Source organism: Pseudomonas sp. WS 5503, from assembly GCF_012985385.1.
GTDB classification, from domain to species: Bacteria; Pseudomonadota; Gammaproteobacteria; order Pseudomonadales; family Pseudomonadaceae; genus Aquipseudomonas; species Aquipseudomonas paracarnis.
Genome location: NZ_JAAQWI010000001.1, coordinates 646,687 through 660,791, shown reverse-complemented (window position 1 = coordinate 660,791; position 14,105 = coordinate 646,687). Strand labels below are relative to the sequence as shown.

Genomic DNA, 14,105 nt, shown 5'->3' with positions numbered 1-14,105 from the left:
GAGGCGGCGACGTTCTAACTGTAGGAGCGAGCTCGCTCGCGAAAAACTCAAGGGCACCGCGTGCATTCAGGATGCCCGCGTTATCGTTAACGATTTTCGCGAGCAAGCTCGCTCCTACAGTGATGGGTGTAAGGCATGCAAAAGGGCCGTTATCTTATAGCAAAACGGCGGCCAAGGGCCGCCGTTTAGTGCATCGCGTGACTTTTTACGCCGCCGGCGCAGCCTCAGGCGCCGTAGAAGGTTTGGGCAGCGACGACAAGAACGCCATGATCAGCGCCGCCACGTACGGCAGCGACTGTACCAGCAACATCACCACCCAGAAGCGAATGTCATTGCTCGGCAGGCCTTGCACCAGGTAGATCCCCAGCGCCGCGCCCCATAGCAGCAGCATGATGAACATTTCTTCGCGGGCTTCGGAAATCGCCACCCAGAAGCCGTGGTTATCCGCGTTTTTCGGTGTACGAAAGAACGGAATGCTGCTGGTGAAGAAGCCGTACAACACCGCCTTGGCGATGGTATGAGACAGCGCCAACCCGGCCAGCGCCGCGCAGAACGCATCTTTCAAGTTCACACCTACCGCACGACGATAGAGGAAGATGATCTTGCCGACTTTGAACACAAACAACGCCAACGGCGGGATTGCGAAAATCAGCAATGGCGGGTCGACCCGAGTCGGCACGATGATCATCGCCGCAGACCACAACAGGGCGCCGACGGTAAAGAAGATGTTCATGCCATCGGCCACCCACGGCAACCAGCCCGCAAGGAAGTGGTAGCGCTGGCCACGGGTCAGTTCGGTGTCTTTGCCGCGCAACAGGCTGGCGGTGTGGCGCTTGATGATCTGGATCGCGCCATAGGCCCAGCGGAAACGCTGTTTCTTGAAGTCGATAAAGGTATCCGGCATCAAACCCTTGCCGTAGCTGTCGTGGTAGTACGCCGCGGACAGGCCTTTTTCGAATACGCGAAGGCCCAGTTCGGCGTCTTCACAGATGCACCAGTCGGCCCAGCCCAGCTCTTCAAGCACCGAGCGGCGGGTCATGGTCATGGTGCCGTGTTGGATGATCGCGTCACGGTCGTTACGGGTGACCATGCCGATATGGAAGAAGCCCTTGTATTCGGCGTAGCAGAGCTTCTTGAAGGTGCTTTCGTTCTGGTCGCGGTAATCCTGGGGCGACTGCACCACGGCGATTTTCGGGTCGGCGAAGTGCGGCACCATGTGCTTGAGCCAGTTCGGCGATACGCAGTAGTCCGAGTCGATCACTGCGATCACTTCGGCATCCTTGGCGGTGTGCGGGATCAGGTAGTTCAGCGCGCCGCCCTTGAAACCGGCCAGGGGCGCGACGTGGAAGAACTTGAAGCGCGGGCCGAGGGTTTCGCAGTAGTCGCGCACCGGCTCCCACACCGCCGGGTCCTTGGTGTTGTTGTCGATGATCAGGACTTCATAGTCCGGATAATCGAGGGCGGCCAGGGCGTCGAGGGTCTGCTTGACCATTTCCGGTGGCTCGTTGTAGCACGGCACGTGGATCGACACTTTCGGGCGGTAGTCCGAGTCGCCTTCCACGGGCAGGAATTCACGCCGGCGCTTGTGGGTCCACACCGCTTCTGCCAGCTCATGGGCTTCGGTCAGCAACACAATGAACACGCCCAGGGCGCCGAGTGCCAGCAACACCCCGACCGTCACGCTGAACCACGTGCTGTATTGCTGGCTGTAGTCGTAGCCGATCCAGACCAGCACCGACCCGCACAGGAACGCAATGAAGGTCAGGAAGGTACGGCCCCGCTGGCGCAGGGCCGAGCCATCGATCATCAACAGGGTCAGGGACAGCAGCGCAAGCACCACCGAACCGATGGCCAGTACCCGCCATTGCGGAATCGCCACCACCGGGCCGTCAAAATTGAATTTTTGCTGGCGCGCGGCATTGAATACACCCCAATACGCACCCGCCGACCCTTCGTCGCTGACCTTCCACGGCTGGTCGAAGGCCTCGATCACAAAGTAGTTGTAACCCTGGCGGTTGAGCTTGTTGACCAGCGTACGCAGGTAAATCGCCTGGTCGGCCGGCGACGACTCATTGCCACCGCGCATACGGCCGTTGCTCGGCCAGCCCACTTCCGATAGCAGCAGTGGCTTTTTCGGGAAGGCTTTCTTCAGGTCCTTGGCGCGGTCGAGAACGTACTGGCCGGCCTTGTCCATTGGGATGTATTCCCAGAACGGCAGGATGTGCGCGGCGATCAGGTCGACGTGCTTGGCCAGTTGCGGGTTCTTTTCCCAGATGTGCCATTGCTCGGAGGTGGTCACCGGGACTTTCACGGCGGCGCGCACGCGGTCGAGCAGCACGATCAGGGCTTCGGGGGTGATTTCTTCACGGAACAACGCTTCGTTGCCCACCACTACGCGCACGACGCTGCGCGAGGTGTTGGCGATCTCGATAGCGCGCTGGATCTCCCGCTCGTTACGCTCAAGGTCCGGGCTGATCCAGATCCCCAGGGTCACGCGCAGGCCAAACTCTTCGGCCAGCTTGGGTATATCCCCCAGGGGGCCGTCCACCGAGTAGGTACGGATGTTGTCCGTCAGCTTGCTCATGATCGCAAGGTCCTGACGCATCTGTTCGTCGGTAGGGTACTGGCCTTTCTGCGGGTACTGGCCTTGCTGGAACGGCGAGTAGGAAAAACCGGAGATCTGATCGGGCCAGTTGGGAGCGGTGACCGGGCGGTTGATCAGCGCCCAGAAACCGGTGAACAGCGCGGCAATTGCCAGCACCACCACCAGGTTGAGTCCAAATTTACGCGATGCCATGGTTATGTCGGGTTCCAAAGGGTGCGGAACGAAAGAGGTGTCGGCCTGCGCCGAACGGCGCGCATCCTACACTGGCGCTTCCCTGAGCGTACAGCAGACAGAGAAAAGCCGGACGTTAGTCTGCGAAACTCCATCTAAGTTCTTCACTTGTAACTTGTAGCTTAAAACTTGCCGCTCCGTAGCCCTATAATGCGCGCCGGTTTTTGGGGTAATGATGATGAGTACAGAAGATCCGCGGTTTGCAGGCGTCGCCCGCTTGTACGGGCTTGAGGGCCTGGAGCGCTTGAAAGCGGCCCATGTGGCGATTGTCGGCGTCGGCGGCGTGGGTTCCTGGGCGGCGGAAGCGATTGCCCGCTGCGGGGTGGGCGAGATTTCGCTGTTTGACCTGGACGATGTCTGCGTCAGCAACAGCAACCGTCAGTTGCATGCCTTGGACAGCACCGTGGGCAAGCCCAAGGTCGAAGTGATGGCCGAGCGTTTGCGCGGTATTAATCCTGAGTGCACCGTGCACGCGGTGGCAGACTTCGTCACCCGCGACACCATGGCCGAGTACATCACCCCGACTATCGACTGCGTGATCGACTGCATCGACGCGGTCAACGCCAAGGCGGCGCTGATTGCCTGGTGCAAGCGTCGCAAGATCCAGATCATCACTACTGGCGGTGCCGGCGGGCAGATTGACCCCACGCTGATCCAGGTGTGCGACCTGAACCGCACCTTCAATGATCCGCTGGCGTCGAAAGTACGCTCTACCTTGCGCCGCGATTATGGCTTCTCGCGCACGGTGACCCGCCATTACAGCGTGCCCTGCGTGTTTTCCACCGAGCAACTGCGCTATCCCAAGCCCGATGGCAGCATCTGTTTGCAGAAGAGTTTTGTCGGTGATGGCGTGAAGCTGGACTGCGCCGGAGGGTTTGGCGCAGTGATGATGGTCACGGCCACGTTCGGCATGGTGGCGGCGACCAAGGCGGTGGACAAGATTGTGGCGGGAGTGCGCAGGCCGTCGGAGCGCATCAAACCCAGCTAAATCTCATTGCCGAATATAGATCCAAATTGTGGGAGCTGGCTTGCCTGCGATAGCGGTGTGTCAGCCACTGAAAATACTGACTGATTCGCCGCTATCGCAGGCAAGCCAGCTCCCACATTATTTCTGTGTACGCGTCAGGTCTCGCATGCGTTGCAGTACGGCATTCAAGCCATTGCTGCGCGACGGCGATAGTTGGCGCGACAGGCCCAGTTGATTGAACCAGCCAGGCAGGTCGACCGCTTGCAATTGATCAGCCGACAAGCCGTTGACCCGCGCCAGCAGCAACGCCACCAACCCGCGAATCATCCGTGCCTCGCTGCTCGCAGCAAACTGCCAATGGCCGTCCTGCAAGCGGCCCACCAACCACACTAGGCTTTCACAACCTTGCACCAGGTTAGCGTCGACCTTTTCGTCATCAGCCAGGGCGGGCAAGCGTTCACCCCATTGCATCAGCATCCGTGCGCGCTGCTCCCAGCTGCCCACAGCCTGGAAGGCCTCCAGCGCGGCCATGGCGTCCACTGGCAAGCTCATCGCAACATATCCAGCGCCTGGTCCAACGCTTCAAAAAAGCGTTCCAGGTCGTCGGAATCGTTGTAGAGCGCCAGGGAAACGCGGATTGCGCCTGACAGATGCATTGCCTTCAACAATGGCATCGCGCAGTGATGACCGGCGCGCACAGCAATGCCTTGCTCGGTCAGCAGGTGGGCGAGGTCGGCGTTGTGCACGCCCTCCACCACAAAACTCACCAGCGCCACCTGCGGCGATCCCAGCACGCGCACGCCATTGCGTGCCTTAAGCCCGCGCAGCAGGTAGTCATGCAGGGCGGCTTCGTGGGCGATCACCGCCGAGGCATCCAGCGAGCTCAGGTAATCCAGGCTCGCGCCCAGGCCGATCACACTGGCAATCGGTGGGGTGCCGGCTTCAAAGCCCAGCGGCGCGGGGCGAAAGCTGGCGCTGTGGTAGTCGGCCTGTTGCACCATCTCGCCGCCGAACTGCCAGTGGCGCAGGTGGTGCAGGGCCTCATTACGGCCATACAGTACGCCGACGCCGTCCGGGCCGTAGAGTTTGTGGCTGGAGAACACGTAGAAGTCGCAGCCGAGGGCCTGTACGTCGTGGCGGCCATGGACGATGCCTTGGGCGCCGTCCACCACCGTGAGGGCGCCGTGTGCCTGGGCCAGCGCCAGCAAGGCTTGCAGCGGCTGCCAGGCCCCGAGCACGTTGGACAACTGGCTCACCGCCAGCAGGCGCGTGCGTGGGCCAATCAAGCGGGCTGCGGCGTCCAGGTCGATTACGCCTTCATCGTCCAAGGGTAATACCACCAGCGTGAGCGCGCGGCGTTTGGCCAATTGCTGCCAGGGCAACAGGTTGGCGTGGTGTTCCAGGGCGCTGATAGCAATCTCATCGCCCGCATTGAATAAGTGTTCCAGGCCATAGGCCAGGAGGTTCAGCGCAGACGTTGCGCCGTGGGTAAACACAACCTGCCCGCTGTCACCTGCGTTCAACCACTGCGCGACCTTGCTGCGGCTGTCTTCAAAGGCCTGGGTAGCATGGGCCCCGGGCAAATGCTGGGCACGGTGCACATTCGCTGCGCCATTGGCGTAGTAATGATTGATGGCATCCAGCAGGGCTTGGGGTTTTTGCGTGGTGGCGGCGCTGTCCAGATAGGTCTGGTCTTGCCGTTGCAGGGTGGCGATGGCCGGGAAGTCGGCGCGCCAGGGGGAGGGCACAAGCATGGTGATCAAGACTCGTATAAGCGGGCCGCCCCCGAGGGTGCGGCCCGCTAGTGGCATCGAGTGGCTGCTTAGTTGTGAGCGTGCAGCGCTTCGTTCAGTTCGATGGCCGATTTGTGGGTTTTGCACTCCACGGCACCGGTCTCGGAGTTACGACGGAACAGCAGGTCCGGCTGGCCAGCCAACTCGCGTGCCTTGACCACCTTGACCAGTTGGTTCTGCTCGTCCAGCAGGGCAACCTTGGTGCCGGCGGTGATGTAGAGGCCCGACTCCACGGTGTTGCGGTCGCCCAATGGGATACCGGTACCGGCGTTGGCGCCGATCAGGCAGCCTTCGCCCACCTTGATCACGATATTGCCGCCGCCCGACAGGGTGCCCATGGTGGAGCAACCGCCGCCCAGGTCCGAGCCCTTGCCGACGAATACGCCCGCCGATACGCGACCTTCGATCATGCCCGGGCCTTCGGTGCCCGCGTTGAAGTTGACGAAGCCTTCGTGCATCACGGTGGTGCCTTCGCCCACGTACGCGCCCAGACGGATACGTGCAGCGTCAGCGATACGCACGCCAGCCGGTACGACGTAGTCGGTCATTTTCGGGAACTTGTCCACCGAGAACACTTCCAGCAGGTCGCCACGCAGGCGCGCTTCCAGTTGGCGCTCGGCCAGTTCATTGATGTCGATAGCGCCCTGGCTGGTCCAGGCCACGTTCGGCAACTGCGGGAACACACCGGCCAGGCTCAGGCCGTGGGGCTTGACCAGGCGATGGGACAGCAGGTGCAGCTTGAGGTAGGCCTCGGGCGTGGAGGTCAGTGCGGCGTCTTCGGCCAGCAAGGTCGCGACCAGCGGCGTGTGGCTTTCAGCCAGACGGCTGAGCAGGGCGGCCTGGGCAGCATCGACGCCTTTGAGCGCGTCGGCCAGTTGCAGGGCCTGGCTCACGGTGAAGGTGATCGCCTGGTTGCCTTCGGTGTAACCGAGGATCGGTGCGATGGCGGCAACGATTTCAGCCGATGGATTGAGCAAGGGTTGTGCGTAAAACACTTCCAGCCAAGCACCTTGGCGGTTCTGAGTGCCGACGCCGAAGCCCAGGCTGAACAGGGAATTGGACATGCTGTTACCTCTACAAAAATGGAAGGCTGGCCTACTTGAGGGCCGCCGAATAACTATCTGGCTTGAAGCCAATCAGGGTTCTGTCACCGAGATCGAGCACCGGGCGCTTGATCATCGAGGGTTGTGCGAGCATCAATTCAATGGCTTTCGACTGATCGAGATCGGCTTTGCGTTCGTCTTCGAGTTTGCGAAAGGTGGTGCCCGCACGGTTCAAAACCACCTGCCAACCGTGCTCGTTGCACCATTGGGTCAAGTGTTCGCGGTCGATACCGGCCGTTTTGTAGTCATGGAACTCATAGCTCACCCCGTGCTCATCGAGCCACGTGCGCGCCTTTTTCATGGTGTCGCAGGCTTTGATGCCGAAAAGGTGCAAGGTTTTGCTTGAAGCACTCAAGGAATTGCCCCCCTTTGGACGTATGAAAATGAAAGATCGCCGATTATGCCACGACCAGCGGGTTTCGGCGCCGCTCGTCAACAGCGTGCGACTTTTGTGCAAAGTGCCAGTGCGCAGCATAGGCGAGTAACATAGCCAGGTAACATAGCCGGGTAATATGGCACTTCAACGGCCAGTTGTTGCCTGATGTGTCGTTGCAAGCCGATTGTCCGGGAAACCCGCGTTATGCAAACCGCCTACACCGTTCTTATCCTGCTGATGCTGGTCAGCTTTTCGCGCCTGATCGGGCGCATCATCCCACTGCCCTTGCCCCTGGTGCAGATCGCCGCCGGCGCCTTGCTGGCCTGGCCCACGTTGGGGCTGCATGTGGCGCTGGACCCTGAGCTGTTCCTGTTTCTGTTCCTGCCGCCACTGTTGTTTTCCGATGGTTGGCGCATGCCCAAGCGTGAGTTGTGGCACCTGCGTGGCCCGATCCTGACATTGGCGGTGGGGCTGGTGCTGTTCACCGTGGTGGGCGCCGGTTACTTCATTCATTGGTTGCTGCCCTCGATCCCCTTGCCGGTGGCCTTTGCCCTGGCAGCGGTGCTCTCGCCGACGGACGCTGTGGCGGTGTCGGCCATTTCCCAGAACCGTTTGCCCAAGCCGCTGATGCACATGCTCCAGGGCGAGGCCTTGATGAATGACGCGTCGGGCCTCGTGACTTTCAAGTTCGCCCTGGCCGCTGCGTTGACCGGGGTCTTTTCCCTGGCGGATGCCAGCCTGACGTTTGTGTTAGTGGCGGTGGGCGGGCTGGCGATCGGTGTGGCGTTGAGCTGGCTGGTCGGCCGCCTGCGCGCCTGGATGATCGCGCGCGGTTGGGACGACCCGGCGACCCATGTGGTGTTCATGTTGTTGCTGCCCTTTGCTGCGTACGTACTGGCTGAACGCCTGGGCGCGTCCGGCATCCTCTCGGCGGTGGCAGCGGGCATGATGCAAAGCTGGCTCGACCTGCTGCCGCGCCAGACCAGCACGCGCCTGCTCAACCGCAGCGTGTGGTCGTTGCTGGAGTTTGCCTTTAACGGCCTGATCTTCCTGCTGCTCGGTCTGCAACTGCCAGACATCATCAAGGCCGTGGTCAGCCATGAAACCACGCTGTGGCCCACCTTGATGTATCGCTGCCTGGATGTGGTGGCGATCTTTCTGGTGCTGGTGGTATTGCGCTTCATCTGGGTGCAAAGCATCTGGCGGCTGTCAGGGTTGCTGCGCAGGCTACGTGGCAAAAGCGCGCTGACCCTGGTGCCGACGGCCCGTTCCTGCTGGTTGTTGACCGTCGGCGGTGTACGCGGTGCGGTGACCCTGGCAGGCGTCATGTCGGTGCCCTTGCTGTTGGCGCCTGGCCAGGATTTCCCTGAGCGTGACCTGCTGATCTTTATCGCTGCCGGTGTGATCCTGTTATCACTGGTCGCTGCCTGTATCGCGCTGCCGCTGCTGTTACGCGGCGTCGAGAATAGCCCGGATGAAAAACGCCACAAAGAAGTGCGCGAAGCCTGGAAAAAGACCGCCGTGGCCGCGATTCATGCACTGGAGGCCGACGAGCCAGTCGAGGCCGACACGCCGGACGCCGCCCAGGCGGCATTGGCTACCGAACTGAAGGCACGGCTGATGTCGGAATATCGCCATCAATTGGAAGTCTTCAACGATTCGGCTGAAGCTCAGGCGCTGGCGCAGCAAATGGACCTGCTTGAGCGCAAGCTGCGGCTCAAGGCTCTGCGCGCCCAACGGTTGGAGTTGTACAGCTTGAGCCGTCACCACCAGATTGGTGATGACGTATTGAGGGAGGTGCTGGCGGAATTGGATATGAGCGAGGCGAATTTGGGTCACATGAAGTGACCCGCAAGCCCTTAACGGCGACGCTGGATAAAGTCCCGAATCCGCTCAGCCGCTTCCACGCATTCGGCCAACGGCGCAACCAATGCCAGGCGCACACGCCCCGCACCTGGGTTAAAGCCGTCCACTTCCCGCGACAGGTAAGAGCCCGGCACCACCGTCACATGTTCTTCCACGAACAAATCGCGGCAGAAGGCGGCGTCATCGCCTTGTACATTCGGCCACAAGTAAAAGCCGCCGTCCGGGCTTTGCACGTCCAGCACCGGCTTGAGGATCGCCAGCACTGCGTCGAACTTCTCGCGGTACAGGTCACGGTTGGCCAGTACATGGGCCTCGTCCTGCCAGGCGGCGATGCTGGCCAACTGGGTTTGCACCGGCATCGCGCAGCCATGGTAGGTGCGGTACAGCAAAAAGGCCTTGAGGATCTCGGCGTCGCCGGCCACGAAGCCTGAACGCAGGCCTGGCAGGTTGGAGCGCTTGGATAGGCTGTGGAATACCACGCAACGCTTGAAGTCCTGACGGCCCAGTTCGACGCAGGCGCTGAGCAGGCCCGGGGGTGGGGTTTGTTCGTCGAAGTACAGTTCGCTGTAGCATTCGTCGGCGGCGATGACGAAATCGTATTTATCGGCCAGGGCGATGAGTTTTTTCAGCGTGGCGACTGGAATCAGCGCACCGGTCGGGTTACCGGGGGAGCACAGGAACAGGATCTGGCAACGTTTCCAGATATCCGCAGAGACAGCATCGAAGTCTGGATTGAAGCCGTTGCTATCCAGGCACGGCAGGTAATGCGGCTTGGCCCCGGCCAGGAACGCGGCGCCTTCGTAGATCTGGTAGAACGGGTTGGGGCTCACAACCAGTGCATCGTCGCCACGGTTGACCACGGTCTGGGTGAAGGCAAACAACGCCTCGCGCGTACCGTTGACCGGCAGGATGTTGCGCGCCGGGTCCAGCCAGCCCTTGGGCACGTTGAAGCGGCGTTCGCACCAGGCGCCGATGGCTTCACGCAGTGCCGGGATACCCAACGTGGTGGGGTACACCGCCATTTGATCGAGGTTATTGCTCAAGGCCTCGGCAACGAAGGCCGGTGACGTGTGCTTGGGCTCGCCGATGGACAGTGCGATCGGGCGTTTGTCCGGGTTCGGCGTCACGCTGCCGAGCAGGGCGCGCAGCTTCTCGAAGGGGTAGGGCTGCAACTGGTTAAGGGCGTTGTTCATATAAGCCTCTATCACGGTGAGCGCGGATCTGTGGGAGCTGGCCTGCCTGCGATCTGCGGTCGATCGGACGGGCCGAGGTGTCTGCATCGCAGGCAAGCCGGCTCCCACATGACTCGTGTTCACAAAGTTAAGAATTCAAATAGTCAGTCTGGTCAGCTCGACACCGGGTTCCTGGGTCACGCTCAACTGCTCCACGATTGCCGCCTGTAAACGCAGGCACAGCTCCGGGTCGGACAGTGGCTGGTTGTCGGCATCGGTGATAAAGAACACGTCTTCCACCCGCTCGCCCAGGGTCGCAATCTTGGCATTTTGCAATGACAGGTCGAACTCCAGGAAAATCCCGCCGATACGCGCCAGCAGGCCTGGGCGATCCGGTGCGCTGAGCTCCAGCACCGTCACCGGGCGCTGTGCGTCGTTGGAAATGGTCACCTGAGGCGCAAAGGCAAAATGCTTGAGCTGGCGCGGCACCCGGCGCTGGATGATGGTGGGGTAGTCGTCGGGGTTGCGCAGGGCTTCGGTGAGGCCCTCGCGGATCTTTTTCACGCGCGCCGGGTTGTCGCCAATCGAGTCGCCGTCGGCGTCGAGCACGATGTAGGTGTCGAGGGTGAACTGGCTGCTGGAGGTGATGACCCGGGCGTCATGGATGTTCAGGTTGAGCTGGTCCATGGCCGCCACGGTCACGGCGAAGAAGTCGTGCTGGTCGGGCGCGTAGATGAAGATCTGCGTGCCGCCTTCGAATTCGCGCTGGGTGGTTTCCTTGATCAAGACCAACGGGCCGCCATCGGCGGGTTGCTGCAGGATTGCGTCACTGTGCCAGGCCACGTCGCCGGCGGTGTGGCGCAGGAAGTAATCATCACCCAGTTGCGACCAGAGTTGCTCGACGTCGTCCGGGTCGTTACCGCCGCGCACCAGGATATCCAGGGCTGCGCTTTGGGTGCGGCGGATCTGCTCTTCGCGGTCCACCGGGTTCTCCAGGCCACGGCGCAGGGCGCGCTTGGTTTCGGTGTACAGCTGGCGCAACAGGCTGGCACGCCAGGAGTTCCACAGCGTGGGGTTAGTGGCGTTGATATCGGAGACGGTCAGCACATAGAGGTAGTCGAGACGGGTCTCATCGCCGACGATGCCGGCAAAGTCGTGAATCACCTGTGGGTCGGACAAGTCCTTGCGCTGGGCCGTGGTCGACATCACCAGGTGGTTCTGCACCAGCCAGACAATCAGGCGGCTGTCCCACAACGGCAACTGGTGGCGCTGGCAGAAGGCTTCGGCATCCACCGCGCCGATCTCCGAGTGGTCGCCATGCCGGCCCTTGCCGATGTCGTGGTACAAGCCGGCCAGGTAAATCAACTCGGGCTTGGGCAGCTTGGCCATCAGCTTACTGGCCAGCGGGAATTTCTCTGACACCTGCGTGTACTGCAACTTACGCAGGTGCTTGATCAGGTTCAGGGTGTGGGCATCGACGGTATAGATATGGAACAGGTCGTGCTGCATCTGCCCGACGATAAAGCCGAACTCCGGCAGGTAGCGCCCCAGAATGCCGTAGCGGTTCATGCGCCGCAGGTTGCGATGGATGCCGATGCGGCACTTGAACAGCTCGATAAACAGGCTGGTATTGCGAATGTCGTTGCGAAAATCGTCGTCGATCAGGTGACGGTTTTCCCGCAGCAAGCGGATGGTATCGGCGCGCACGCCTTTGATCTCCGGCTGCTGGGCCATCAACACGAAGATTTCCAGCATGGCGAACGGGGTGCGGCGGAACACGTTGTCGTTGCGTGCTTCGATATATCCGTCGTGCAACTGGAAACGCGCATTGATCGGCTGCGGTGGCGCTTCGTCTTCGGGGGCCAGGATCACTTCTTCGAAGTGCTGGATGATCAAGTCGCTGAGCTGGGCAATGCTCATGACTACCCGGTAATACTGCTGCATGAAGCTCTCGATGCTGGTCTTCGCATCTTCGCCTTCAAAGCCCAGAAGGGTAGCGATAGAGCGCTGGTGATCGAAGAGCAGGCGGTCTTCGGAACGACCGGCCAGCATGTGCAGGGCGTAGCGCACCTTCCACAGGAATTCCTGGGACGAGGCCAGCAGGGAATTTTCACTCTCCACCAGAAAGCCTTCGCCGGCCAGGGCGCGCAGGTTCAGCGTGCCGTATTGACGGCGCGCCACCCACAAGATTGTCTGGATATCCCGCAGCCCACCGGGTGAGCCTTTGACGTTGGGTTCCAGGTTGTATTCGGTGTCGTTGTACTTGTGGTGCCGGGCTTTTTGCTCGGCGCGCTTGGCCAGGAAAAAGTCTTTGCTTGGCCACATGTGTGCGGTACTGGTGACTTCAAGCATGCGCTGGCGCAGGCGCTCGGGGCCACAGATGGTGCGGCTTTCCATCAGATTGGTGACCACCGTCAGATCGGCACGGGCCTCTTCGGCGCATTCGTCCACCGAGCGTACGCTCTGGCCGACTTCCAGGCCGATGTCCCACAGCAACGTCAGAAAGCGCTCGATGGAATCGCGAAAGATCTCGTGATCGGCCTGGTCCAGCAGGATCAGCAGGTCGATGTCGGAGTAGGGGTGCAGTTCGCCGCGACCGTAGCCGCCGACCGCCACCAGGGCGATATCGGCGTCGAAACTCCAATTGAACTGCTCCCAGGCCTTTTGCAGGATGTTATCGACGAACCAGGCGCGGTCTTCGATCAGGCGGCGAATATCCCGGCCGCTGCGAAAGCGCGCATCGAGCACCTCGCGGGCTTGGCGGATGGCCTTCTTGAAGGCGGCGATGGGGCTTGCCTTCAGTGCCAGCTCGGCCTGGAATTGGCCACGGTCGAAGAGTTCGGGATCCACCTGGGGCATCGTTCGGCTTTCCTTTCTATCTATCAGTCAGTCACAACACGTTGCGGGAAAACCTGGGCGACCTTCAGGCAGAAACGCGTGGGATGGTGTCGTCAGCGCGCAGGGTGAAGATCTCGTAGCCGGTGTCGGTGACCAGCAGGGTGTGCTCCCACTGGGCCGAGAGCTTGCGGTCCTTGGTGATGGCGGTCCAGCCGTCGCCCAGCACCTTGGTGTCGGCCTTGCCTTGGTTGATCATCGGTTCGATGGTGAACGTCATGCCGGCCTTGAGTTCCATGCCGGTGCCGGCGCGGCCGTAATGCAGAATCTGCGGCTCTTCGTGGAACACCTTGCCGATACCGTGGCCGCAGAACTCGCGCACCACCGAGAAGCCGTTCTTTTCCGCGTGCTTCTGGATCACTTCACCGATGTCACCCAGGCGGCAGCCGGGCTTGACGATCTCGATGGCCTTGTACATGCATTCCTGGGTGACCTGGGACAGACGCTCGGCCCATACCGGCACATTACCGACGTGGAACATGCGGCTGGTGTCGCCGTGGTAACCATCCTTGATCACCGTGACGTCGATGTTCAGGGTGTCGCCGTCTTTCAGTGGCTTGTCACCGGGAATGCCGTGGCAGACCACGTGGTTGATCGAGGTGCAGATCGACTTGGGGAAGCCTTTGTAATTCAGCGGGGCAGGGATGGCTTTTTGCACGTCGACTATATAGTCGTGGCAAATGCGGTCCAGCGCTTCGGTGGTGACGCCGGGCTTGACGTGTTCGGCGATCATTTCCAGCACGTCGGCAGCCAGTTTGCCGGCAACGCGCATGCCTGCGATGTCTTCGGCGGTTTTCAAGGTAACGGTCATACAGGCTCTCTCTAGCGCGACGCGCTGAAATCAATACGGTTCACGGGGAGCGCGACAAAGGGGTACAGCATTCGCGCAAGTCCCAAAAAACGCGATTCTAACAGACGATGCTGGCAAATCATGCGCGTCTGGTGATCGCTTCTCTCTATGAGGTAGAGGCATGTTGGCTGTATTCAAGGGCTTACGCAAAGACGACGACCGGCAAGTGTGATTGCGGGTTTCGTTTTTGCCGATGCTGTGGTATAAAATGCGCCGCTTTCCGGGGATACCCCGCAAAGCTTAAATC

10 protein-coding genes are annotated in these 14,105 nt (G+C 61.0%); 2 read left to right on the top strand and 8 right to left on the bottom strand.

Annotated features, from left to right (window positions below; translation table 11 throughout):
* Positions 1–205: 205 nt before the first annotated feature.
* A complete protein-coding gene (locus tag HBO10_RS03225) occupies positions 206–2,797 on the bottom strand; it encodes a glycosyltransferase (protein ID WP_034126823.1) in 2,592 nt (863 codons plus the stop codon).
* A 211-nt stretch (positions 2,798–3,008) separates the two neighbouring features.
* On the opposite strand from HBO10_RS03225, the gene tcdA reads away from it, so the two are divergent.
* Positions 3,009–3,824, top strand: a complete 816-nt coding sequence (gene tcdA / locus HBO10_RS03220) for a tRNA cyclic N6-threonylcarbamoyladenosine(37) synthase TcdA (protein WP_034126824.1) — start codon at positions 3,009–3,011, stop codon at positions 3,822–3,824.
* Positions 3,825–3,941: 117 nt separating this feature from the next.
* On the opposite strand, the gene HBO10_RS03215 is transcribed toward tcdA, so the two are convergent.
* From HBO10_RS03215 to HBO10_RS03200, 4 genes are all read right to left on the bottom strand, one after another.
* Entirely contained in the window at positions 3,942–4,355 is a 414-nt protein-coding gene (locus HBO10_RS03215; RefSeq protein ID WP_034126825.1) for a SufE family protein, read from the bottom strand.
* A complete protein-coding gene (locus HBO10_RS03210; RefSeq protein WP_034126826.1) occupies positions 4,352–5,557 on the bottom strand; it encodes a cysteine desulfurase in 1,206 nt (401 codons plus the stop codon). Before HBO10_RS03210 ends, HBO10_RS03215 begins: the two co-directional genes overlap by 4 nt.
* Before the next feature lie 68 nt (positions 5,558–5,625).
* Entirely contained in the window at positions 5,626–6,660 is a 1,035-nt protein-coding gene (gene dapD / locus HBO10_RS03205) for a 2,3,4,5-tetrahydropyridine-2,6-dicarboxylate N-succinyltransferase (protein WP_034126827.1), read from the bottom strand.
* Positions 6,661–6,691: 31 nt separating this feature from the next.
* Positions 6,692–7,054 (bottom strand): ArsC family reductase, encoded by a 363-nt coding sequence (locus HBO10_RS03200; protein WP_014717227.1) that lies wholly within the window; start codon positions 7,052–7,054, stop codon positions 6,692–6,694.
* A gap of 225 nt (positions 7,055–7,279) precedes the next feature.
* Between HBO10_RS03200 and HBO10_RS03195 the strand changes: the two genes are divergently transcribed.
* Entirely contained in the window at positions 7,280–8,923 is a 1,644-nt protein-coding gene (locus tag HBO10_RS03195; RefSeq protein ID WP_034126828.1) for a Na+/H+ antiporter, read from the top strand.
* Between the two features lie 11 nt (positions 8,924–8,934).
* Here HBO10_RS03195 and dapC read toward each other — a convergent pair whose 3' ends face one another.
* From dapC to map, 3 genes are all read right to left on the bottom strand, one after another.
* The gene (dapC, locus tag HBO10_RS03190; RefSeq protein ID WP_034126829.1) at positions 8,935–10,134 is read right to left on the bottom strand and encodes a succinyldiaminopimelate transaminase; all 1,200 of its coding nucleotides are present in this window, start codon (positions 10,132–10,134) and stop codon (positions 8,935–8,937) included.
* 135 nt (positions 10,135–10,269) lie between these two features.
* On the bottom strand, positions 10,270–12,972 hold the full coding sequence (locus tag HBO10_RS03185; protein ID WP_034126830.1) for a [protein-PII] uridylyltransferase: 2,703 nt from the start codon (positions 12,970–12,972) through the stop codon (positions 10,270–10,272).
* Between the two features lie 64 nt (positions 12,973–13,036).
* Complete coding sequence (map, locus tag HBO10_RS03180) at positions 13,037–13,819, bottom strand: type I methionyl aminopeptidase (protein ID WP_003189156.1); 783 nt, start codon at positions 13,817–13,819, stop codon at positions 13,037–13,039.
* Positions 13,820–14,105 lie beyond the last annotated feature (286 nt).

What these genes read in the sequence shown, in the direction of transcription:
- HBO10_RS03225 (WP_034126823.1), bottom strand. Translation starts at nt 2,797, where the DNA reads ATGGCATCGCGTAAATTTGGACTCAACCTGGTGGTGGTGCTGGCAATT.
- tcdA (WP_034126824.1), top strand. Translation starts at nt 3,009, where the DNA reads ATGATGATGAGTACAGAAGATCCGCGGTTTGCAGGCGTCGCCCGCTTG.
- HBO10_RS03215 (WP_034126825.1), bottom strand. Translation starts at nt 4,355, where the DNA reads ATGAGCTTGCCAGTGGACGCCATGGCCGCGCTGGAGGCCTTCCAGGCT.
- HBO10_RS03210 (WP_034126826.1), bottom strand. Translation starts at nt 5,557, where the DNA reads ATGCTTGTGCCCTCCCCCTGGCGCGCCGACTTCCCGGCCATCGCCACC.
- dapD (WP_034126827.1), bottom strand. Translation starts at nt 6,660, where the DNA reads ATGTCCAATTCCCTGTTCAGCCTGGGCTTCGGCGTCGGCACTCAGAAC.
- HBO10_RS03195 (WP_034126828.1), top strand. Translation starts at nt 7,280, where the DNA reads ATGCAAACCGCCTACACCGTTCTTATCCTGCTGATGCTGGTCAGCTTT.
- dapC (WP_034126829.1), bottom strand. Translation starts at nt 10,134, where the DNA reads ATGAACAACGCCCTTAACCAGTTGCAGCCCTACCCCTTCGAGAAGCTG.
- HBO10_RS03185 (WP_034126830.1), bottom strand. Translation starts at nt 12,972, where the DNA reads ATGCCCCAGGTGGATCCCGAACTCTTCGACCGTGGCCAATTCCAGGCC.
- map (WP_003189156.1), bottom strand. Translation starts at nt 13,819, where the DNA reads ATGACCGTTACCTTGAAAACCGCCGAAGACATCGCAGGCATGCGCGTT.